We start from the raw sequence: 21,475 nt of genomic DNA on the forward strand, positions 1-21,475 counted from the left end.
CAGGGGCCGCCGGAGATTGTCGAGGCTCGTTCAAGATGCAAGTTCCGCCGGCAGCGCGCCGGTGTTCGCCGCCCGGAAGCGGCAGCAGGTATCGTGCGCCAGTGGCGACGTGCTCGGGCAAACGTGAAAGACGCTCACGTAACGAACGCGCGTGGCGGCGGGAAAGCCACCCTTGTGGATGGTGTTGTTCCGAAAGGCCAGCACCAGGCCCGTCTCGCCGGTGGGCTGCTCCACCGAAACGCGACGGTCGGCAAAGATCATCCGGGAGTCTTTCCAGCTGACCACTTCCAGGCGCCGTCGCTGCTCGATGCTGTGGCGGAAGCGGCGATCGGTAATGACGTTCTTCAAGGCGGCGAGCATGTAGCTCTCCTCTGGGACAGACAATGAACGACAGCTTGGACCACACGTTCGGTGCTGTGGTCGGGCACCGCCGCGTCGCCGGCGCCTGACGGTGGGGCAGCAAGAAAAGCCGACAGCTGTTCGCGCGTCGACACCGACGGTGTCAGGACCGCCGCCAACGCCGGCAACCAGTGCCGCTCTTCGACTCGCGGCACGACCGCAACGTGTGGCCGGCCCAACAGGCCGGCTTCGAACAAAAGCATGCTCGTCATCCCGATCACGAGGTCGGCCGCCCAGACGAGCGGAAGCGGATCCCCGCCAGTACTGACGGCGTCGATCTCGGCACGGCAGACATCGAAATCTTCAAGCCGGCTTTTCGGATGTAACCGCAGGACGATCCACGGCCGCGGCGACAGGTCCCTTGCCGCGTCGAGCACCTCTTCGAGCACAATCGCCGCGCGAAAATCGGTGTCACCCCGGCCAGCAAGCGTATAGCGCTCGGATCGGAACGACGCCGACGGATTCAACTGGTCAACCCCTTCCGCTACGAACAGCCACACCGGCCGATCGGCCGGGGCCCCGGGGAAGCACTGGCGACGAAGCTGGTCACGGTCCTGCGCCAGGAACTCAATCCGGCGCTCGCGGACACGGTCGAAGTGCGGGTGCCCGCAGACATAGATCTGACTTGCGGGAAAGCCGAGGCCGGCAAACGCGTCGCGCGTGCCGGCGTCCGGTACTGCCAGCGCATCGGGCGCGTGCGTCAGCGGCATGTCGCTGGCACCGCGGAATCGGCGGCCAGCGTTGACCTCCATGTCGATCACGCCCAGTGACGGGATGCCCAGACGCCGCGCACCGGCCGTGAGCTGGTGTCCGAAGCAATCGGGATTCTCGGACGTTCCGACGACCAGCAGCGACACCCCCGCGAGCAACTGCTCGGGCGTCGCGTCCATCTTGCGGTCAATGGCCAGCATCGCGCGATCGCGGGCGTAGGCGGCGAGCGCCGGATCGACGACGAAGCGGGAGGGCAAGCCCGTGCCGGCGAGCGCGGCGGGCAGCGGTGCGAGAAAGTTGGCGCCGCCCGGGTCATCCGCATACAGCAGGATCATGATCGACCGGCCGGCGAAACCGCCGCCACCAGGCCCTCCACGACCCGCATGGTCTCCAGCCCCTCGTCGCCCGAACAATGCAGCGCGGCTCGGCCGTCCAGCACCTCGGCAAGGTTCTCGTACAGGCCGTACAACGCACGGCCGACGGAGGAGGTGGCGACGGTCGGCTGGTCGTGGGCGATTTCCTGGGCGCCGCTCAATTGCCGATTGGCTGCCACCGGCGCCTGAATCACCGTCAGGCCTTCATGCACAAGCTGCAGCCGCCCTCGTTCGGCCCAGATGTCCAGGCTCACTTCGCGGTAGTGGGCGAATCGCAGCGGCTGGACCATGACCGCCAGGCCGCTTGTCATCACCAGTGAAAATGGAAAGTTCAGATCGCCGGCAATCGGCCCTTCGTGGAACGGCGTGGTTCCACTCACGACGCCGGCCGACGCCACGGTCCCGAACAGCATCCGGACCAGATCGACCAGGTGGGTGCCGTTGTTGCGAATCCCGTTGCCATAGGTGCCAAACACCGCCATGGGCGAACCGACGCGCTCCTGCATGCCGCCAGCGGCCCAACCCCGCAAGTCGGCATCATAGCGCCGCGGCAGGTTGACGGCGACCAGTACCTGCCGGCGCCGGCACTCGGCGACGAACTCCTCTGCCTCACGGAGATTGCTACCCAGCGGCTTCTCGGTGATCACGGCCCGCAACCGGGGGAAGCGGTCGAGAACGCCCTGCCGCGCATCCGGCGGTGTCGCCAACACGAGCACCTCGATGTCGCCGGCGTTCGCGAGATCATCAACCGATGCCGCAACCTCGGTGATCCCCCATCGGGTGGTGGCCGACGACAAGGCGGCCCTGGCAGGATCGACCACGGCCACCCAGTCAAACGCGGGGTGTGCGCGCAGCGCCTGTGCATGCGACGCAAAGGGATACCACCGAGACTGCGCCGGGTCGTCGGCGTAACCGGCGGCAATGCGGCCGAAACCCACGACGGCAGTCCGCCAGCGCTTCACCGCGCGGCCTTCTCCTCGCAGTGCAGGTTGATCTGCACCAACTCGGGATGCGCACGCAGCAGGACCATGAGGGGCTCGATGCCGAAGGCGTCGCCGTGCGTCGCCGTCAGCCGCCGGTGCACCTCTTCCTGAAACTGCAGATCTTCTGGATAGTCGAGCTGCATTCGCCACTGTGGCGCCTCCCACCCGCTCGGTGCCACCAGGTTGAGGATGCGATAGCGCTCAGGATGCTCGTAGAAATACAACGACACGTGTTCGTGGACGGCTGGGTCGGCGCTGGTCCGGTTGATTTCATCCAGCAGCGCCAACGGAAAGACCTGCACGTACTGGCCCATGGGCCAGGTCAGGATCGAACCGCAATTGGTGACGACATCCACGTCGTTCGCCAGAAACGTCTCGACGCCGAGATCCACGATTGCCGGGTCCGTGAGCGGACAGTCCCCCGTGATCTCGACGATGAGGTCGGAACCGGCCGACTGGTGCGCGCCAACCACGCGGCCGAGCACATCGTCTTCACTGCCGCGAAAACAGCGCACACCGTTGCCGGCACACCACGCCGCGATGGGGTCGTCACCAGCCGCCGTCGACGTGGCGACGATGACGTCGTTGAGGCTCCGGCACTGGCGCAGCCGATGCACGAGGCGGCCGAGCGCCGGTTTGCCGTCGATGTCGTGCAGCACCTTCCCCGGCAGGCGGGTTGAGCCCATCCGGGCTTCGATGCTGGCGACGACTTTCGGACCGGCCATCAGGGCGTGGCGGCGGCGTGCGCCGCCAACGCGTCGAGACGCGCAAAGACTTTGTGGAACGCGGCAATCACCCGGTCGAGATCCGGGGCCGCCAGCGCATGCGAGCAAATCGCAAACTCGAGGATTTCCCGCTCGTACAGCCGTTCGGCCACCGGGCACAGGCCACGAGCGTAGCTGCGGTCGGTGAGGGTGAACGGCCAGCCGTCGCGGCCAATGGCGATGCGGCGCTGGAACGCCGGCAGCATGTAGAGGGGCTCCAGGTATCCTTCCCACACCGGCACGCCCTCCGCGTTGAGCGCCTCGGCGATCGTCGAACGCGGCACGCCGGTGGCGTCGGCATCGTAGCGCGCCGCCCAGACGTAATAGACGTGACGGCAGCCCTCGCGCACCAGCGGGGGCGTCAGACCGGACAGGCCGCGCGTGGCGGTCGAGAGCGCGTCGGCGATGCGGACGCGATCGTCGACGAGCCGATCGGCCTTCTTCAGCTGCTCGATGCCGATCGCCGCGCCGAGCTCGGTAAGCCGGAAGTTGAAGCCGATGAGGTTCGTGGCATCGGCGATCTTCAGCGGATCGACGACGTTCTCGCCGTGATTGCGAATCGCGCGCAGCCGCAGCGCCAGGTCGTCGTCATCGGTGACGCAGACGCCGCCTTCACCGGTGTGAATGTGCTTGTGATAGTTGAGGCTGAAGATGCCGATGTGCGCGATGGTGCCGGCATAGCGTCCGTGCTCGCTGGCGAGCGGGGCCTGCGCGGCGTCTTCAATCAGGTAGATGCCGTGACGGTCGGCCAGCGCCCGCAGTTCGTGCAACGCCGCCGGGTGGCCGAACAGGTCGGTCACCATGATGGCGCGGGTCTTCGGCGTAATCGCCGCGGCCACGAGCCGCGGGTCGAGACAGAACGTCTCGGGCTCCATGTCGACGAACACCGGAATGCCGCCGTAGAACAGCGGCGCCACGACGGTCGCCGACATGGTCATGGGCGGGACGATCACCTCGTCGCCGGGGCTGAGGCCGATGGCACCCAGTGCGGCAATCAGGCCGGAGGTGTTCGAGTTGACCGTGATTGCGTGACGCGTCCGATATGTCTCCGCCCATGCGCGCTCGAACGCCTTGATCTCAGGGCCGCCGTCGAAGTCATCGCACCAGGCGCCGATGAAGCACGACAGCTTGCCGGTCCGCGCGACCCGCGTGACGGCGGCGACTTCCTCGTCGCCAATGCTGCTGTAAGGGGCCAGCGGGACATCGACGGCCCGCGGTCCGCCAAACAAGGCCAATTCGTTCACGATGTTGTCTCCTCGGAAGCGCCGGTGGCGACGTCCTCCAGCGACAGTGGGGTGCCCCGCTTGAGCGCACGCCTGGCGACGCGTCCGAGCACGGCCGGCAGCGACTTCGGCGGCGCGCCGAAGCCAGGGCGAATGGAGCGGACGTTGGCGGGCGTCAGGCGCTCGCCGGCCGCGATGTCGGCGACCACATACAGGGAGCGGCGGAACACGCGGCTGGCGGTTTCGCACGGCGGCTGCTCGTAGCTGACCTGCCCGAGCGCGACGTATGCCGTGCGGCAATCGTCCACCAGCCGTCGCAGTTCGTCGGGTTCGAGCGAAAACGAGGCATCGGGCCCGCCATCGGCGCGCCTCAGGGTGAAATGCTTTTCGACAATCGCCGCGCCCAGCGCCACCGCGGCGGTCGACACGGCGGTGCTGAGTGTGTGATCCGACAGGCCGGTGACGGTGCCAAAGCGCGCCGCCAGGTCAACCATGGTCCGCAGGTTACTGGCGTCGGCGGGTGTCGGATAGCCGCTGATGCAGTGCAGCAGCGCCAGTTCGCGGCAGCCGCCGCGCCGAGCCGCCGACACGGCCTCGGCGATCTCGTCCTGATCGGCCATGCCGGTCGAGATGATCATCGGCTTGCCGGTCGCGGCCACGTACTCGATGAGCGGCAGGTCGATATTCTCGAACGAGGCGATCTTATAGGCCGGCGCGTTGAGCGATTCCAGGAAGTCGACGGCAGTCGGATCAAACGGCGACGAGAAGACGGTAATCCCCAGCTCTCGCCCTCTCTCGAACAGCGCCTGGTGCCAACTCCAGGGCGTATGCGCCTCCTGGTACAGCTCGTACAAGCGGCGTCCGGCCCAGGTGCCTTCCCGGATCGTGAACTCCGGGCCATCGTGATCGAGCGTCAGGGTGTCGGCCGTGTAGGTCTGCAGCTTGACCGCGTCGGCGCCGGCTGCCTTCGCCGACGCCATCAAGGCGAAGGCGCGCGTGATGTCGCCGTTATGGTTGCCGGACATCTCGGCGATGACGTAGGGCGGCTCACCGCCGCCGATGGCGCGCCCGGCAATGTGAATGCGATCGCTCATGGTGTCGGTACCGCCTTGACGAACTGCGTCGATTGCACGTCGTAGCCGCAACCGGCGAACAGGCGCTGCGACCGCTCGTTGCCGCCCAGCACTTCCGCCGTAATCATGCGCACCTCGGGTCGCACCGCCGCCAGCCGCCGCTCGGCGGCGAGCAACAACCCGGGACCGAGGCCCGAGCCCTGATGCTCGGGAGCCAGGTAGATCGAGGCCTCGGCCGTTTCCGCGGCAACGTCGAATCGGACGACGCCAACCGCGACACGGTCGATCTCCCCAACCAGCAGCACGCGATCACGATTACGAAGCGCGGCAGCGAACCACTCATGGTGATCGTGCGGGTCAATCAGGGCGCGGTTGCGTGACAACAGCCGGACCGATGGATCGTTGCGCCAGGCCAGCAGGGCGCCGGAGTCCGAAGGCGTGGCCCCACGCACCGTCACGGCGCCTGCTGCGAGGCGGCGGATCACTCGCGCCACGCCCCGGCCGTCGACGGCGGCCTGCCCCTGGCGCGCAATCAACTGCAGCAGGCGAGGGTTGCGAACGAGTGCGGCGAGGTGCACGGCAATTGGCATTGGCTCGCCTTCAACCGCGGCCGGCGCATAGAGCAAGCCGGCCACCGCGGCGTCATCCACTTGCTGCCGCTGGTTGTCGGCCACCGCAAACGTCAGTGCCGGCAAACCCATGCAGCAACGTTCCCAAATCGCCGTGCCACCGGCGCCAATCGCCAGGTCAGCGGCTGCCATCAGCTCGGCCATCGCTGTGGTCTGCACATGCACGGCGAAGCCGTGGCGGCTGCACTGAGCCTCGATGTCGTGGCGAAATGGATGCTCGCGTCCAATCACCACGTCCACGGCCACCTTGGTCTCGCCGGTCGCGATCAACGCGTCGATGGCCCGCAACGTCGCGTTGCCGGCGTCGACGCCACCGAAGTTGACCAGCACCCTGCCAATGGCGCCGGTCCGCGGCGCCAACTGCTCGCGGCCCCGGCGAAACTCGTCGCGCAAGAGCGCGTAGCGGGGACCGAGCAACACCTGGCACGGCCGCGGCACTTTGCCGTGATAGCGCGCGTCGGCGTTGGTGTAGAGATTCTGGTCGAGCAGGACGTCACAGTCGTGGATGCGATCGGCCAGGTCGTCGACCGCAAGAATTCGGGGAGCCAGCTGGCGCAGGGGCGACTCCCATCGGTGATCCAGGGCGTAGTGGTCGACCGCGATCCAATCCCACCTCCGATCGGCGAGGGCGCGCGCGGTGCGTTCGGCGTCGCCCGCCTGGCTGCCGTCCAACCACCGGGCATGAGCAAGCTCGTCGCCGCACTCGCCCGCCGCCGGCGCGTCCAGCCCGGTGTATTCGCACTGTTGATCGGACAGCAACTGGCGCAGGTAATCCGGCACGCGACCAACGAAGCGGACCTGGTCGCCACGCTGGCGCAACCCGGTGGCCAGCGTCAGGCACCGCATCAGGTGCCCGGTGCCCATCGCCGGAGTCACGTCGACACGAAACGCGATGTTCATGACGCGCGCACGCCCGCGTAGTTCTTGCGCGCCGGAATGCCGGCCGCGGCAAGGGCCGCCTTGGCGGCCGCGGGGGTCTGCTCAGTGAAATGAAACATGCTCGCCGCGGCCACCGCCGAGGCGCCGGCCTTGAGGACGGCGTCGACCAGGTGCTGGGTGTTGCCGGCGCCGCCGGAGGCGATTACCGGAATACTCACGGCCGCCGCCACGCGCGCGATCAACTCAAGGTCGTAGCCTTGCATCGTGCCATCGCGTTCGATCGAGGTCAGGAGGATCTCGCCGGCGCCTCGCGACGCCAACTCTTGCGCCCAGGCCACCGGCTCGCGTCCGGTGTCGACCGTGCCGCAATGGCTATAGCACCGATACTCCGCATCGGCGTGCCGGCGGACATCAATGCTGGCGACCACGCACTGCGCGCCAAAGCGGCCCGCGGCGGCGTCAACCAGTCCGGGGTCCCGGTAGGCCGCCGTGTTGATCGCAGTCTTGTCGGCGCCGGCGTGCAACAGCGAGACGATGTGCTCCAGGCGCGTGATGCCGCCGCCGACGGTCATGGGTACCGAGCAGGCTTCGGAGAAGTCGGCAATCGCGTCGTAGTCCGGCGCCCGGCCGCCGCCAGTCGCGGTGATATCAACCAGGATCAACTCATCGACGTCGCGCGCGTTGTAGACCTTGATCGCGGGCAGCACCGGGCCGACGCGGCGCCAGCTGTCGAACCCGACGCCCTTGACCAGTCCGGCGTCCTTCCACAGCAACGTCGGGATGATGCGGGTCTTCAGCACGGGCGATAGTCCAGGAAGTTACGCAACAGTTGCCGGCCGGCTTTCGAGCTCTTCTCCGGATGAAACTGCGTGCCGAAGACGTTGCCGTTCCGCACCGCCGCCGAGACCTCGCAGCCGTACGGCGTGGTCGCGAGCAAGTGCGCGGCCATCGCCGGCACCACGGCGTAACTGTGGACGAAATAGAAGTCAGACCCGTCCGGAATTCCCGCGAACAGCTCGTCGTCGGCGCGATAGCGCACTTCGTTCCAACCGACGTGAGGCACGCGCAACCGGCAGCCGATGGTATCGAGCCGCTTCACCTGACCGGGCACGAACCCCAACCCTGGGACCGCTTCGCCTTCGTCACTGCCCGACGCCAGCATCTGCATGCCCAAGCAGATGCCGAGCAGGGGCTTGCGCTGCTGCCCAACGGCATCGTGCAACGCCGCTAGCCAGCCACCGGCGGCGAGCCCTTTCATCCCCTCGGAATACGCGCCAACGCCCGGGAGAACAATGCGATTGGCGTCGGCCAGCGACGCCGGGGCGGCGGCGACAAATGCGTCGGCGCCCAGGTCCTCGAGCGCACGCCGCACCGAGGCCAGGTTACCCATTCCGTAGTTGACGATCGCGACTCTCATGGGTTGTCGTCGTTCACCTTCGACAGGTTGCCGTGGCGATCTTTGACAAGCGCGCCGGAGCCGTCTCGCTTGAACAGCTTCTTGTTGGTGAAGCGGTCGCAGATGCGGATGAACTCTTCGACCGACATCTCCAGCGGCTCGAGGATGTCCTTCAGCGGCTTGCCCAGATAGGTCCAGGGAAACCGTCCGTCCCGCGCCTTGACCATGGCCAGCGCGTCTTGGCGCGTGATGCGACCACGGCGGACGTGCAGGCAGGCGATGTCGGTCGCCCGCGAGAAGCCGAACTTGAGGAACTTGAAGTAGTCGTGGATGCCGGTCTGGTGGTTGTCGAGGTTCTCGTAGTTGACGATCGAGCCTTCGACCGGTCCCTCGAATGTCGCGAAGCTGTTGGCCTGCGCGATCAGTGCGTTGGAGAGGCCGTCCCAGGGCAGGTAATAGCCGAGAAAGAGCCCGGTCACGCCTACGCGCTGCAGGTCTTGCTCGCTCGGATATTGGTACGGCAGTAGATGGCGCGGCTCAATGCCGTAGGCCTCGGACAGGTCGGAGACCCGCATCCCGAGGAGCCCGCCGAACTCCTCGAGCCAGCGCCGGCTGAGGACGTTGTTGGCCGAGTCCGCGGCCGGCCCGCCGTATTCATTCTGCGAGTTCTCGCCCCAGATGATGAGCGGCACCTGATACTGCACCGCGGCGCGGACCGGGATCGTGAAGATGCCGACATGCTCGGGCCACGAGATGTCACCGACCTCGGTCAGGCCGATGCGATTGAGCTTGGCCCGCACCAGCGGGTTGGGCGAAAACTGCACGTGGTCGACACCGAGGCGCTTCAGCGATTCGATGTTGCGCCGGCCCAGCTCCGACAAGTCACAGGTCGTCGCCGTGACACACAGCGGGTTGAGCCCGAACTGCAGCATCCGGATGACCTGGTAAGTGCTGTCCTTGCCGCCGCTTACCGGGACAATGCAGTCCCAATTGGCGCCGTAGCGGCGGTAGCCGTTCAGCAGGTCCATGAGTTCCTGTTGGCGCCGATTCCAGTCGATCGCGTGCCTCTGCTCGATGAAACGGCAGGCGCTGCAGACCCCCTCTTCATCAATATGAAGATCGGGCTTGGTGTGCGGCATCACGCAACGAACGCAGTAAGTCAGCATGCTAGGCGTTCTTCTCCAACAGAAACCAAGTGATGTCGTCTTGCGGAAAGGCCGGATCGCGACGATAGGAAAAGCCGTAGTCGACGAGCTTCAGCGCCGGATAGGCGTCGAGCATCTCACCGGCGAAGTCGCGCTTGAACAACCGGTCGCTGTGGCCGCGGTACGGAATCGCCACCGGCGACGGGTTGTAGTACTCGCACACCAGGACGTAGCGGTGCGAGGCGAGGTACAGCTTGTCGTACGCGGTCGCGAGCTTGTCGGGGTGGAGGTGGATCAACACGCCCTTGCTCAGCGTGAGGTCCACCGTGCCGTCGATGGGATAGTCATACAGGGAGCCCGCGAACACGTTGGCCGGCCCTATGAACTCGGCCAGCTGCCGGGCGGCTTCGGGGTTCACCTCGGCCGCGGCCATCGCCATCGACGGATAGAGTAGCTTGAGTGCCCGCAGGTTCATCCCGATGTTGGCGCCGAGCTCGAGGCAGGAGGTTATGGCGCCCGCTTGCTGCAAGGCCCGTGAGAAGAATTGGAGATTTGACGCCAGCAGTTGCTCGCTCCGGTTCCGGGCGATGTAGTCGGTGCCGAAGTTTCCGGCCCAGAACTCCTCCTGGGGCGTGCCGTGATTGGATTTGGCCATCGCTATTGATTGTCCTTCAGTAACCTGAATAAGAGTTCGGCCCGCCGCCAGTCGTCGAGTGTGTCGATGTCCTGCACGCGCCAGCGCGGCACGAGGATCGGGACCGAATGTCGATCGAAGATCGGCCGGTGCTCCAGCCACGCGGCCACGGTTCCCCAGTAGAACTGCCCGGCGTCATGCAGCGCCACCGGCAGGTCTTGTGAGCGGGTGGCGAAGTGCTCGGGAAAGAACATCTCGACGCCGCCACCGGGTAGGGCTTTGAATGATCGGAAGATCGGCGCCGGGTACTCGGTGGCAACGAACGCGTAGGCCCACGTCCCCGAATCGAGGAGGTCGGCGCCGCTCGTGAGATCCTCGACCTGCACGAGCGGCGCGGCCGGGTACAGGCAACACACCGCCGTGACGGGCCATCCCTGGTCCAGCGCCCATTGGGTGGCGTGCGCGATCACCTCGGTGGTGCCGGCAAAGTCGCCGGAGAGTTCCGCCGGTCGCACGAACGGGACCTCGGCTCCCCAGTCGGCCGCCACCTGGCCGATCTCGGCGGCGTCCGTGGACACGAGGATGTGGTCGAACAGGCCCGAGGCTCTCGCCGCCTCGATGGACCAGGCGAGCATCGGCTTTCCGCAGAAGGTCCGGATGTTCTTGCGCGGAATGCGCTTGCTCCCGCCACGGGCCGGAATGACGGCAAGCTTCACGCGCCGACGGCTCCCGCCAGTGCCGCAATGACGCGCCGTTGATCCGGCTCGGTCAACGTGGCGTACATCGGCAGACTGATCGCGGCGGCGTAGTAGGCCTCGGCCTGTGGGCAATAGCCGGACTTGAATCCGATCGCCTCGTAGTAGGGCTGCAAGTAGACGGGAATGTAGTGCAGGTTCACGCCGATGCCGGCCGCGCGCATCGCGTCGAACACCTGCCGATGGCTGGCACCAATTTCCGACAATCGCAGGCGCACTACGTAGAGGTGGAGGCCCGACCGGGTGTCAGGCACCTTTGCAGGAATATCAACCGGCAGGCGGGCGAGGTCGGCATCGTAAAGGTCGGCGACCGCGTGCCGCCTGGCCACGAAGGTCTCCAGCCGCTGCATCTGGCTGAGGCCCAGGGCGGCGTGGATGTCCGTCAAGCGATAGTTGAAGCCGAGTTCCAGCTGCTGGTAGTACCACGGCCCATCGGGTTCGCGCGTCATGTCGGCGGGCTCGCGTGTGATCCCATGACTTCTGAGCCGTCGCATGTGCGCGGCCAGCGCCCCGTCGTTGGTCAGCGCCATCCCGCCTTCCCCAGTGGTGACCACCTTGACCGGATGGAAGCTGAACACCGTGATGTCGCTGAAGCGGCCGCTGCCAATCGGTTCACCCTGATACCGGCCGCCTATGGCATGGCTGGCGTCTTCGATGATTCGGAAGCCGTACCGTTTGCCCAATGCCAGGATCGCCGCCATGTCACACGGTTGGCCGCTCAGGTGCACGGGGATCACAACCTTTGGCAGCCGGCCCTCGGTCTCGGCCTGCCGGAGCTTCTCCTCCAGCCGGTGCACGCTCATGTTGCAGGTCGTGGGATCGATGTCCACGAAATCCACCAGCGCGCCGCAGTACCTCGCACAGTTGGCGCTGGCGACGAAGGTGATGGGGCTGGTCCACACCCAATCGCCGGGCCCCACTCCCAGGGCCAGACACGCAATGTGCAGGGCGCTCGTCGCGCTGTTGACGGCGACCGCATGGTGCGCGCCGCAGTAACGGGCGACCGCGGCCTCGAACGCCGGAACAACCGTCCCCTGGGTGAGGAAGTCGGAGCGCAAGACCGCCACCACGGCCTCGATGTCCGCTTCGGAGATATCCTGGCGACCGTAGGGAATCATGCTCGGGGTTCCGTGGCTATACGCGAACACCGACATGCGTGTGGATCAACTGCCGCAACTCTTCCACAGTCAAGAATCTCGGGTTGTTGCCGCTCTGATAGCTGAACCCCGGCTCCACCGGCTTGGCGCCGGTTGCGGCGCAGTATTCGGCAACGCTGTAAGTGGCCCCGGAAGGCAGGATGGCGTAGTAGGCGCCCATATCGACGGTGTTGAGGCTGTCGCTCGCCGTGATCATCTCCTCATCGACCTTTTCGCCGGCTCGCACACCCACGACCGGATGGTCGCACTCCGGGCCGATCGCCATGGCCAGGTCGGTGATGCGATAGGACGGAATCTTCGGCACCAGCACTTCGCCGCCCCAGGCATTCTCGAGCGACCACAACACCATGTCGACCCCTTCCTCCAGGCTGATGTTGAAGCGCGTCATCGCCGGGTCGGTGATCGGAAGCACGCCGCTCGATCGCCGTTCGAGGAAGAAGGGAATCACGGATCCACGGCTCCCCATGACGTTGCCGTAACGGACGACGCTGAAGCGAATATCCCGATGTCCCTTGATGTTGTTGGCGGCCACGAACAGCTTGTCCGAGCAGAGCTTCGTCGCGCCATACAGATTGATCGGTGCGGCTGCCTTGTCCGTGGAGAGCGCCACGACACGTTGCACATTGGTGTCGAGGCACGCCTCGATCACGTTCTGGGCACCCAGGACGTTGGTCTTGATGCACTCGAATGGGTTGTACTCGGCCGTCGGCACCTGCTTGAGCGCAGCGGCGTGAATCACGACGTCGATGCCTTCCATCGCCCGCCGCAAGCGATCCTCATCGCGGACGTCGCCGATGAAATATCGAAGACCCTGGTAGCGGCTGTCCGGAAACTGCTGGGCCATTTCGAACTGCTTGAGCTCGTCGCGGGAATAGACGACGAGGCGCCTGATGTCGGGGTGGCGAGCAAGGACGGTCTTGACGAAGGCCTTGCCGAACGAGCCCGTGCCGCCGGTGATGAGAATGGACTTGTTGCTAAGCATGTGGTTCCGCCGTCATGGAGCCGGGCACCTGTTGTTCTTCCGCCCGCCCTTGCTCGAGTCGATACTGGCGGTCGCAATGCGCGACCGTGGACAGCCGGTGCGCCACGATCAGAATAGTCTTGCGGCCGTGAAGCGCCTCGACCGCCTGCATGACGTCACGCTCCGTCTCCACGTCCAGCGCGCTCGTGGCCTCGTCTAGAACCAGGACGGCCGGGTCGTGGTAGAGCGCGCGGGCAATGCCTATGCGCTGTCGCTGTCCCCCGGACAATCGCACGCCGCGTTCGCCCACCGGCGTCTCTAGTCCGTCGGGAAGCCCGGCCACGAACTCCTTCAATTGCGCCGCTTCGAGGGCGCGCTCCACCGCCGCATCGTCGATCTGATCTTCGGCCAAGCCGAAGGCGACGTTACGCCTAAGGGTGTCGTCGGTCAGAAAGATTGACTGCGGTACATATCCGATTTGGCTCTGCCAGTTCCGCAGCGCGTGTTGGATCTCCTGCCCGTCGACGGCGACTTGTCCGGCGTCCGGCGTCAGCAGGCCCAGGACGATGTCAACCAGCGTGCTCTTTCCTGCCCCGCTCGACCCGACGAAGCCCACTGACTCCCCTTTTCCGACGGTAAGGGTCACCCCCATCAGGGCCGGCGATGCGGCACCCGGGTAGGTATAGGTGACGTCGGTTAGTCGGATGTCTCGCTCAAACGTCGCTGAGTTTTCACGCTTGACGGGCTCAGGGTGCTGCAACGGGCGCTGCAGTTCGTCATATAAGGTGTCAATGGCTGGCAGCCCGTAGCGTAGCGCCTGCGCCGCTCCCAACACCCGGCCGACCGACGGCATGGTTCGAAATGCCGCGGCGCCAAATAGGCCGAGCATAGGCAAGATGTTCGCGAGCTCACGCCGCTGAGCCAGCATGCTGATGGCCAGTGTGGCAAGGCCGGTCACTGCCAGCAATTCCAACCAGAGTCGCGGAAATTGGCTCAATGTGGCGTGCAGTTCGCTAGCGCGCGTGGCCTGAATGTTGTGCACGCGGAACTGCGCCAAGAAGGCCGCCTCCCGACCCAACAGTTTCATCTCTTTGACGCCTCCCAACCCCTGCTGCAAATGCTGAATGAGGAGGCCTTCGTGATAGTGCCGTAATTGTCCCCACCGACCGATGCGAATCCGAGCCCAGTGGTAAAAACCCCAAGCGGAGCCACCGAGAATGGTTACAACAACTAATGTGCCGACGGGCTCCACTACCAGCAGCAACGCGGCCACGCTTGTGAGCACCACACCCTCGGTGACAAAGTTGAGCGCGTGAGTGAGCGTCCCCGAAAAGGTGCTCGCCTCTCCGATGACGTTGCGTATGAGCAGCGCGGAATTGTTCCGCAGGTGGAACGTGTACGGTTGCCGCAAATAGATGGTGAACAGGCGTTGGGATAGCTCCGCTTTCACGTCACTGGTGAACCGATTCTGCCGCCACGCGAAGTAGCCCAGGAATACGTTCTTGACGAGATACAGCGCGACGAGTGCCACCATGCCCATCGCGATGAGCTGGGGCTGGCTGGGCTCCCCGAGCGCACGCAGGATGGGGCGAAAAAGCGGGTAGGAAGGCCCCAGGTCTCTCCGGATCAGCACCGCGATCGTCGGAATGACCAGGCCGATGCCGAGGGTCTCGAGCACCATGCCGACCACCGTCAGACCGAGCAAGGCGCCGGCCTTTTTCCGCTCGGAGTGGGTCAGAATCGCGTAAATGCGCTTGAAGGTGCTCACGCCGTTGTCCTGGTTTTGCGCGAAGACATCTGCTTGAAGTCCTCGTATGCCAGCGCCAAGCCCCGTTGCAGCTCCGTGCGGGCCGCCCACCCGAGGCTGTGCAACCGGCCGGAATCCATCAGCTTGCGCGGGGTGCCATCGGGCCTGCTGACGTCGAACTCGATGCGACCTTCAAACCCGACAGTGCGCGCGACCATTGCCGCGATCTCCGCGATCGTGACGTCGGATCCTGTACCGATGTTCACGACGGGCGCGAGACCGTCGTGGCGATCGGCAGCCAGCAGCGGCTGGAACTGCTCGCCTGGCAGCGTCATCAAGTGGACGCATGCGTCCGCCATGTCGTCGACGAACATGAACTCGCGCCGCGGACTACCAGTTCCCCAGATCGTGACGCTCGGCAATCGGCCAACCGTCGCCTCATGAAAACGGCGAATTAGGGCGGGGATCACGTGACTGTTCTCCGGGTGGTAGTTGTCACCGGGCCCATAGAGGTTTGTCGGCATCACCGCCAAGTACTTCGTGCCGTACTGCCGGTTGTAACTCCAGCACATCTCGATCCCGGCAATCTTGGCGACGGCATAGGGGCGGTTGGTCGGCTCGAGCGGCCCCGTGAGCAGCGACGACTCCGCCAAGGGCTGCGGTGCGAGTCTCGGATAGATGCAACTCGATCCCAGGAACAACAGCCGCTTCACGTGTTGGAGATAGGCCGCATGAATCACGTTGGACTGAACCACCAGGTTTTCGCGGATGAAGTCCGCCGGATACGTGTCGTTGGCATGGATGCCGCCGACCTTTGCGGCCGCGAGGTAGACGAACTCCGGTCGCTCGGCAGCAAAGAACTGGTTGACGGCCTCGGCGTCCAGCAAGTCGAGTTCCTGCCGGGTCCGCGTGATCAGGTCGCTCGGTGCGTGGCCACGGGCCCGCAGATTGCGCACGACGGCGCTACCAACCATGCCCAGATGGCCGGCAACAAAGATCCTCGGGGACATCAGCTCGCCTCGCTCCTTGGTTCGATCAATCGTCGTCGCATGGCTATGGTTCCATCCCGCCGCGCCGTCTCTTGGAATCCACAGTCGGCATACACACGAAGTGCCGCCGCGTTGGCCTCGAACACCTCAAGATACACCTCGCTGAGGCCCCAGGACCCCAGGGCCTCGTCGACCAGGCGGGAGGTGGCGGAGCGCGCCAACCCGACGCCCTTGGCGTCAGCGTCGCCAATCATCAGGCGGCCGAATTCGCCGCGGCCCGCGGACCAGTCGATGTTGTAGAGGGCCACCTGCCCCACCGGCCGGCGCAGGGTGTCGGTCTCTTCGATCATAAACACGAAGTCGTCGTCTCGCGTCCGGTAGCGTTCCCACCATGCCCGGTGCTGCTCGGGTGTGATCACGTCGGAGTCGAAGAACCACTTGCGAATGTGATCCTGATTGCGCCACGCGAGGGTCATCGCCAAGTCCGCCTCCTCCAGCAGCCGCAGGCGGACGCGGCCGTGAACCAGCGGTTCGATGTGGCGCTTCGACATCTATCGTGCGGCGGCCACAGCCCGCAACGTCTCGCACACGCGATCGACGTCGGACCGATCGAGCTGCATGTGCATCGGCAGCGAAATCACCCGATCGCTCGCCCGCCGCGCTCGCGGGCACGGCGGCTGGTCGGCATACATGCCGTACATCGTGTTGTCGCGGTAATGCACGCCCGGATAGATCTGAGCCGCGTTGAGCGCCACCATCACGTCGTCCCGGCGATCGACGAGGACCTGGTAGAGATGGCGGGCCGATTCGCAGCCAGGCGCCACCGCCACGCGTTCGATGCCGTCCGCTCCCTCAAGCCCTTCGTCGTACCACGCCGCCAGCTGGCGGCGATAGGTGTTGTCGGCTTCGAGGTACTTCAGCGAGACCATGCCAATGCCGGCCATGATCGAGTTACCGTGGTACTTGAAGCCGACGTGCTCGACGTCGTAGTACCACTTGTAGGTGCTGTCGCTGTTGGTGCGCGCGAACGTGTCCTTGTCGATCCCCAGCCACGTCCAATGCCGGACGGCGGCGTCGGAGTCGGCATCCGGGAAGCAGATCATCCCGCCATCCGCCGTCGGCAGGTTCTTGACGGCGTGGAAGCTGAACACGCTGACGTCGCCCTCACCGCCGACGTGGCGGCCGCCGAGCCGGGTGCCCGACATGTGGGCGGCGTCGAGGATCAGCTTGAGACCGCGATCGCGGCAGAGCCGCACCACGTCGGCGAGCCGTCCGCTATTGCCGCCCAGGCCGACGAAGATCACCGCGCGCGTCCGCGGCGTGATCCGTGCGGCGATGGATTCCGGATCGAGACAGAGGTACTCGTCCACATCCGCGAACACCGGCTTCAGGCGCTCGTAGAGGATGGCGTGGTTGCTGGAGACAAAGGTCAGCGGCGTGCTGATGACCTCGTCGCCTTCCTGCCACCGGTACCGCTCCTTGAGCAACCGCACCGCGAGGTGCAGGCCCGAGGTGGCCGAGTTGAGAAAGTGCGCATGCGGCAGCGCCGTATAGGCCTTCCACGCGGTCTCGAACTCGTTGGTCTTGTAGCCAAGACCGGTCCAGCCCCGCTCGAGACACTCGCGGACCTCGGCCAGGCACTCGTCCACCCGGAAGGTCGGCACGAACAGTTGAATGGGTTTCATGATTCGGTGGTGGCCTCGGCGCCCGGCGCGGTCACGGTTCCATGGTTGTAGAGATCGACCACTTCGGCGGTCGGGCCGTCGGCAACAATCCGCCCCTTGCGCAACAGCAGCGTCCGCTCACAGAAGCGCGGCAGCATGTCCAGGCTGTGCGTGGCGAAGACGACAATGCTGGCCCGCTCCATCAGTTCGTTCATGCGCAGGCGCGCGGTCTCCTGGAAGGCGGCATCGCCGGCCGCCATCACTTCATCGAGTAACAGGATCTGCGGATCGACCGCGGTGGAGGTGGCAAACGCCAGCCGCACGCACATGCCCGACGAGTAGTGCCGCAGCGGGATGTCGAGAAACTCGCCGAGATTGGAGAACGCGCCGATGCTCTCGATCTTACGCTCGATCTCCTTCGGCGCCATCCCGAGCAGCAGCGCCCTGGTGCGGATGTTCTCCCACCCGGTCGCTTCCATCTCGAAGCCGGTGATGAACTCGAACAACGGACAGACGTGCCCGTCGATCGCCACTTTACCGCGCTGGGGGGGATAAATGCCGGCCATCACCTTCAACAGTGTGCTCTTGCCGGCGCCATTGTGGCCAATCAACCCAACCCGCTCGCCCGACCGAATCGACAGCGTGACGTCCTGCAGCGCCTTGACGGTGCGCGACTCGACGTGGTGACGCCGCAGGCCGCGCTTCACCGCGGATTGCAGCGTCGTGTGGCGCTCGGCGCCGACGTGGAACTCGAGGTCAACGTGCTCGAGGGTGATTTGTGCCAAGTGAAACGCTCTACAGGGCGTAAACGATGCGACGCTGGTTCAAGGCAATGACGATGGCGGCGGCCGCGGTCAGCAGCACCAGCACCAGCGCGGTGGCGACGTAGCTTTGGAGCTCGGCTGGCCCGTTGGCCAGGAGCGGCCGCCGGACCACCTCGATCAGGTGGTACATGGGGTTGAGGTCGACGACGTAGGCAAGGTCCGTGCGCTGGCGCAACAACCGGGCCGGGAAGATCACCGGTGTCACGTAGAACAGCACCTGCATCCCCACCGACGCCAGGTGGGCAATGTCGCGGTAGCGGGCGTTCAGATGCGCGAAGATGGTGATGAACAGCAGCGACGCGGTCATCACCATCAGCATCCCCGGGACCGCGTAAAACGTCCCGGCGCCGAGCGGAACGCTGTAGAGCAGCGCCACCGCGACATAGGCGACCATGGAGATCAGGGCCGTGGCGCTGATGCTGACGAAGTAGCGCAGCACATAGACGTAGATCGGCAGGCTGATCTGCCGGATGTAGCCCTCGGAATGCACGAACGCGTTCCCGCCCTCGACGATCGAGCTGGTCAGGTAGGCCCAGAGGATCATGCCGATCGTGAGGTACGGAATGAACTCACGCGTGTCCTGGCCCAGCAGGTTGGCGTAGATGAAGCCGATCGACGAGACCAGGACGGCGAGATTCACGAAGATCCAGCCGACACCAACCGCCGATCGCCGGAACTTCAACCGCACGTCCTGCAGGCCCAGCCGCACCCAGATGTGCCAGAGTCCGAGCGCCTTGACGACGTCGCGGATGGTGCGCGCGGTTTCCGCCTTCACGAGCGACCTCGGGGCCGGGTGACGCGCTGCTGCAGGCGCCACCGGCTGATTTCCCATGCCATCACCTGGCCGAACCCCGCCAGGTGCGTCCCCACTCGCCGTAACACCGACGCCGCACCGTGGGTGCGGAACACCGGCCCCAATTTGGTGCTGAGCCGGGCCGCGTATTTCGCCACGCCGAACGCAGTGGCCAGCGGCCGCGGCGCCGCAGCCGGGCGATCCGCCCCCGCAATCGCGGGACGGTCCGCCGCGAGCGGCCCGATACGGGCCATCCATTCCTCGTCTGTGATGCGCTCGTTGAAATGCGCGGCCGCGTAGGCCTTGGCGTTGCGGCCGATCGCGGCCCGCAGCGACGCATCGCTCACCAGCCGGCCGATCGCCTCCACCCAGGCGGCGCCGGTGTTGGCAACCAGCAGACCGGTTTGCCCATGCGTCACAAAGGTGTTGTAGACCGGCATGTCGGAATAGACGCCGGCCACGCCGCACGCCGCATACTCGCGGAACTTGTTGTTGCTCTTGCAGCGGTGGAACTCATCGTCCGGGAGCGGCGCCAGGCCGATGGCGAATTGCTCGGCGGCAAACCGCGCGAAGAAGGTGTCGTAGTCGCGAATCAGCGGCAGCGATCGCACCTGGGGATGCTGCGCGAGCGCCTCGTGGCGAGGCCCCCACACGGTCAGCTCAGCTTCGGGATGGGCATCGAGCACCTGCCGGAGCGGCTCGATCAGCATCCGCCCGATCTGGTCCTCCATCCGGCCGGTGGCATACACGATCTTCACCGGTGGCGTGTTGAGGCCGGTCGAAGACCCTGAGCGAGACCGCCCCCGCGAAGCGGAGCCGGTCGAGTCGAAGGGCATCAGGCTCCAATCGAGCGGGCCGCTGACCATCACGACGTGCTCGTTGTAGTCGGCCAGGATCCGCAGCAGTTCGGGTGAGTAGACGCGCACCACGTCGGCTTGTTTCAGGCAGGCGACCAGCGTGTCACGCCGCACCGGCTCACGCAGGTAGTCGAGGCCGGGGATGTCGGCCGGAATCCGCAGCAAGTTGTCGTCAATCTCGTAGATCAGCGGCCGGCGCAACTCACGAATCCAGTCGAGGATTTGCGCATGCTGTGGATCGATGGTGTGGCACATCACCACGACATCGGCGCGTGCGACAGCCTTGCGCGTGACCAGGAACTGCAGCGTGAGGTCGAGGTAAATGCGCTGGTCCTGGTGCAAGCGCAGCAGCGGCTTGGCGACGCCGATCACGGTTGACGGAAAGAGCGCCGGCAGCACCGCCAGCACGCGCGGACGCTGGTTGCTCACAGGGTCGCCAACTTGTCGTGAACCGTCGGCACGGCCCGATGCAACAGCGCCGCCAGCCCACACGCGGCACATGGATAAATGAGCGGCATGACATGGCCAAGGTAGCGCCCGTCCCAATCGGCGTGCGTCAGTGCGACGACCAGCGCTTGTGTGGCGACGGCGATGCCGCACCACCACACCAGCGCTTGGCGCCGCGCGCGCCACACGCCCGCGGCGGCGAAGGCATACACGGGCAGGAGCCAGGCCGCGATCATGATGTTGTGGGCGGCGGAATAGAACGGGCGCACGTGCGCGAGGTGCACCACCAGCCGCGCGCTCATCAGGGTCGCGGTGCTGAGAGGGTGGCAAACGGCATACATCACCGCGGCGGCACTGCCCTTCCGCGATGACCCCGCGGCGTCATCGGGCATCGGCACGCGCCAGCCGTCGTAGTCCCAGATGGTCTGTCCGCGCCGCAGCATCTCGGCCGGGCCCACCGCCTCGAGGTTGCCGCCCAGCCTGGGCGCGATCACCACGTAGAGGGCCGCGCAGGCCAGGGCGCCGCCCGCCAGCATGGTGAGGCGCCGGCCCGCCGATCCGTCGAGCTTCGCCACCCAATAGGCGATCGCGGCCGGTACGACGAACCACCCCTCCGGCCGAATCAAACCGGCCACCACGAGCGCGACCGATGCCCACAGGTAGCGGCGCCAAGGTCCGCCTGCCGCGGCCGCGCGGTAGACCAGCCAGACGGCCACGGTGAGGAATGACATGAACAAGGAGTCGCTGAGAATGTACGCGTGCCAGCGGTTGGTGTTGACGTCAACGGCAAACAACAGTACCGCCAGTCCGCCGGCGAGCCGTCCGCCGATCTCGACCGCCATGCGGTAGACCGCCCAAGCCGCCGCGGTAGCGGCCGCGAGCTGGCCGACGACCACCCCGGTGAGGCCGGCGCCGGCGGCCTGGAATGCGGCGACCACGGCGATGTAACCAAGGTACGACGGCTGCCGTTCCGTCAACGCCTGGCCGCTCAAGAGAGCGGTAGCGCCGTCCAGGTAGATCCCGGTGTCGCCCCCGGCCTTGATGCCCGACCAGAGCAGCAATGCAAGGTTC

22 protein-coding genes are annotated in these 21,475 nt (G+C 65.9%); all 22 read right to left on the reverse strand.

All coding sequences use genetic code 11. The features are described 5' to 3' along the window. Positions 1–30 precede the first annotated feature (30 nt). From WC815_07915 to WC815_08020, 22 genes are read right to left on the reverse strand one after another with little or no spacing between them, the layout of a single operon-like run. On the reverse strand, positions 31–360 hold the full coding sequence (locus WC815_07915; protein ID MFA5908687.1) for a hypothetical protein: 330 nt from the start codon (positions 358–360) through the stop codon (positions 31–33). Next, the gene (locus WC815_07920; protein MFA5908688.1) at positions 345–1,445 is read right to left on the reverse strand and encodes a hypothetical protein; all 1,101 of its coding nucleotides are present in this window, start codon (positions 1,443–1,445) and stop codon (positions 345–347) included. Before WC815_07920 ends, WC815_07915 begins: the two co-directional genes overlap by 16 nt. Then, complete coding sequence (locus tag WC815_07925) at positions 1,442–2,446, reverse strand: Gfo/Idh/MocA family oxidoreductase (GenBank protein ID MFA5908689.1); 1,005 nt, start codon at positions 2,444–2,446, stop codon at positions 1,442–1,444. Before WC815_07925 ends, WC815_07920 begins: the two co-directional genes overlap by 4 nt. Continuing rightward, positions 2,443–3,192: a glycosyltransferase family protein gene (locus WC815_07930; GenBank protein ID MFA5908690.1), complete on the reverse strand. Its 750-nt coding sequence runs from the start codon at positions 3,190–3,192 to the stop codon at positions 2,443–2,445. Before WC815_07930 ends, WC815_07925 begins: the two co-directional genes overlap by 4 nt. Beyond that, positions 3,192–4,475 (reverse strand): DegT/DnrJ/EryC1/StrS family aminotransferase, encoded by a 1,284-nt coding sequence (locus WC815_07935; GenBank protein MFA5908691.1) that lies wholly within the window; start codon positions 4,473–4,475, stop codon positions 3,192–3,194. Before WC815_07935 ends, WC815_07930 begins: the two co-directional genes overlap by 1 nt. Next, the gene (gene pseI, locus WC815_07940) at positions 4,472–5,548 is read right to left on the reverse strand and encodes a pseudaminic acid synthase (protein ID MFA5908692.1); all 1,077 of its coding nucleotides are present in this window, start codon (positions 5,546–5,548) and stop codon (positions 4,472–4,474) included. Before pseI ends, WC815_07935 begins: the two co-directional genes overlap by 4 nt. Continuing rightward, positions 5,545–7,056 carry a UDP-2,4-diacetamido-2,4,6-trideoxy-beta-L-altropyranose hydrolase gene (pseG, locus tag WC815_07945; GenBank protein ID MFA5908693.1) on the reverse strand — a complete coding sequence of 504 codons (1,512 nt, stop codon included), beginning with the start codon at positions 7,054–7,056 and terminating at the stop codon, positions 5,545–5,547. Before pseG ends, pseI begins: the two co-directional genes overlap by 4 nt. Beyond that, entirely contained in the window at positions 7,053–7,835 is a 783-nt protein-coding gene (locus WC815_07950) for an imidazole glycerol phosphate synthase cyclase subunit (GenBank protein ID MFA5908694.1), read from the reverse strand. The genes pseG and WC815_07950 overlap by 4 nt, the downstream gene beginning before the upstream one ends. Next, positions 7,829–8,452: an imidazole glycerol phosphate synthase subunit HisH gene (gene hisH / locus WC815_07955; protein ID MFA5908695.1), complete on the reverse strand. Its 624-nt coding sequence runs from the start codon at positions 8,450–8,452 to the stop codon at positions 7,829–7,831. Before hisH ends, WC815_07950 begins: the two co-directional genes overlap by 7 nt. Further along, positions 8,449–9,597 carry an N-acetyl sugar amidotransferase gene (locus tag WC815_07960; protein MFA5908696.1) on the reverse strand — a complete coding sequence of 383 codons (1,149 nt, stop codon included), beginning with the start codon at positions 9,595–9,597 and terminating at the stop codon, positions 8,449–8,451. Before WC815_07960 ends, hisH begins: the two co-directional genes overlap by 4 nt. A gap of 1 nt (position 9,598) precedes the next feature. Beyond that, the gene (locus WC815_07965) at positions 9,599–10,231 is read right to left on the reverse strand and encodes a pseudaminic acid biosynthesis-associated methylase (protein MFA5908697.1); all 633 of its coding nucleotides are present in this window, start codon (positions 10,229–10,231) and stop codon (positions 9,599–9,601) included. A gap of 2 nt (positions 10,232–10,233) precedes the next feature. Next, positions 10,234–10,926 (reverse strand): pseudaminic acid cytidylyltransferase, encoded by a 693-nt coding sequence (gene pseF, locus WC815_07970; protein ID MFA5908698.1) that lies wholly within the window; start codon positions 10,924–10,926, stop codon positions 10,234–10,236. Further along, positions 10,923–12,083: a UDP-4-amino-4,6-dideoxy-N-acetyl-beta-L-altrosamine transaminase gene (pseC, locus tag WC815_07975; GenBank protein ID MFA5908699.1), complete on the reverse strand. Its 1,161-nt coding sequence runs from the start codon at positions 12,081–12,083 to the stop codon at positions 10,923–10,925. Before pseC ends, pseF begins: the two co-directional genes overlap by 4 nt. A gap of 16 nt (positions 12,084–12,099) precedes the next feature. Then, positions 12,100–13,104: a UDP-N-acetylglucosamine 4,6-dehydratase (inverting) gene (gene pseB, locus WC815_07980; protein ID MFA5908700.1), complete on the reverse strand. Its 1,005-nt coding sequence runs from the start codon at positions 13,102–13,104 to the stop codon at positions 12,100–12,102. Next, positions 13,097–14,851: an ABC transporter ATP-binding protein gene (locus WC815_07985; GenBank protein ID MFA5908701.1), complete on the reverse strand. Its 1,755-nt coding sequence runs from the start codon at positions 14,849–14,851 to the stop codon at positions 13,097–13,099. Before WC815_07985 ends, pseB begins: the two co-directional genes overlap by 8 nt. After that, positions 14,848–15,840, reverse strand: a complete 993-nt coding sequence (locus tag WC815_07990; protein ID MFA5908702.1) for a GDP-L-fucose synthase — start codon at positions 15,838–15,840, stop codon at positions 14,848–14,850. Before WC815_07990 ends, WC815_07985 begins: the two co-directional genes overlap by 4 nt. Then, on the reverse strand, positions 15,840–16,370 hold the full coding sequence (locus WC815_07995; GenBank protein MFA5908703.1) for a GNAT family N-acetyltransferase: 531 nt from the start codon (positions 16,368–16,370) through the stop codon (positions 15,840–15,842). Before WC815_07995 ends, WC815_07990 begins: the two co-directional genes overlap by 1 nt. Beyond that, a complete protein-coding gene (locus WC815_08000) occupies positions 16,371–17,504 on the reverse strand; it encodes a DegT/DnrJ/EryC1/StrS family aminotransferase (protein ID MFA5908704.1) in 1,134 nt (377 codons plus the stop codon). Further along, positions 17,501–18,268, reverse strand: a complete 768-nt coding sequence (locus tag WC815_08005) for an ABC transporter ATP-binding protein (protein MFA5908705.1) — start codon at positions 18,266–18,268, stop codon at positions 17,501–17,503. Before WC815_08005 ends, WC815_08000 begins: the two co-directional genes overlap by 4 nt. Positions 18,269–18,278: 10 nt before the next feature. Then, the gene (locus WC815_08010; protein ID MFA5908706.1) at positions 18,279–19,082 is read right to left on the reverse strand and encodes an ABC transporter permease; all 804 of its coding nucleotides are present in this window, start codon (positions 19,080–19,082) and stop codon (positions 18,279–18,281) included. Continuing rightward, entirely contained in the window at positions 19,079–20,386 is a 1,308-nt protein-coding gene (locus WC815_08015; protein MFA5908707.1) for a glycosyltransferase, read from the reverse strand. The genes WC815_08010 and WC815_08015 overlap by 4 nt, the downstream gene beginning before the upstream one ends. After that, on the reverse strand, positions 20,383–21,465 hold the full coding sequence (locus tag WC815_08020) for a glycosyltransferase family 39 protein (GenBank protein ID MFA5908708.1): 1,083 nt from the start codon (positions 21,463–21,465) through the stop codon (positions 20,383–20,385). The genes WC815_08015 and WC815_08020 overlap by 4 nt, the downstream gene beginning before the upstream one ends. Between the last annotated feature and the right edge of the window lie 10 nt (positions 21,466–21,475).

The sequence above is a fragment of the Vicinamibacterales bacterium genome, assembly GCA_041659285.1.
In the GTDB taxonomy this organism is placed as follows: domain Bacteria; phylum Acidobacteriota; class Vicinamibacteria; order Vicinamibacterales; family UBA2999; genus 12-FULL-67-14b.

Coding starts and splice junctions, on each gene's coding strand:
- hisH (MFA5908695.1), bottom strand. CDS start 8,452: ATGAGAGTCGCGATCGTCAACTACGGAATGGGTAACCTGGCCTCGGTG.
- pseB (MFA5908700.1), bottom strand. CDS start 13,104: ATGCTTAGCAACAAGTCCATTCTCATCACCGGCGGCACGGGCTCGTTC.
- WC815_07930 (MFA5908690.1), bottom strand. CDS start 3,192: ATGGCCGGTCCGAAAGTCGTCGCCAGCATCGAAGCCCGGATGGGCTCA.
- WC815_07995 (MFA5908703.1), bottom strand. CDS start 16,370: ATGTCGAAGCGCCACATCGAACCGCTGGTTCACGGCCGCGTCCGCCTG.
- WC815_07915 (MFA5908687.1), bottom strand. CDS start 360: ATGCTCGCCGCCTTGAAGAACGTCATTACCGATCGCCGCTTCCGCCAC.
- WC815_07960 (MFA5908696.1), bottom strand. CDS start 9,597: ATGCTGACTTACTGCGTTCGTTGCGTGATGCCGCACACCAAGCCCGAT.
- WC815_08000 (MFA5908704.1), bottom strand. CDS start 17,504: ATGAAACCCATTCAACTGTTCGTGCCGACCTTCCGGGTGGACGAGTGC.
- WC815_07965 (MFA5908697.1), bottom strand. CDS start 10,231: ATGGCCAAATCCAATCACGGCACGCCCCAGGAGGAGTTCTGGGCCGGA.
- pseG (MFA5908693.1), bottom strand. CDS start 7,056: ATGAACATCGCGTTTCGTGTCGACGTGACTCCGGCGATGGGCACCGGG.
- pseC (MFA5908699.1), bottom strand. CDS start 12,083: ATGATTCCCTACGGTCGCCAGGATATCTCCGAAGCGGACATCGAGGCC.
- pseI (MFA5908692.1), bottom strand. CDS start 5,548: ATGAGCGATCGCATTCACATTGCCGGGCGCGCCATCGGCGGCGGTGAG.
- WC815_07990 (MFA5908702.1), bottom strand. CDS start 15,840: ATGTCCCCGAGGATCTTTGTTGCCGGCCATCTGGGCATGGTTGGTAGC.
- WC815_07920 (MFA5908688.1), bottom strand. CDS start 1,445: ATGATCCTGCTGTATGCGGATGACCCGGGCGGCGCCAACTTTCTCGCA.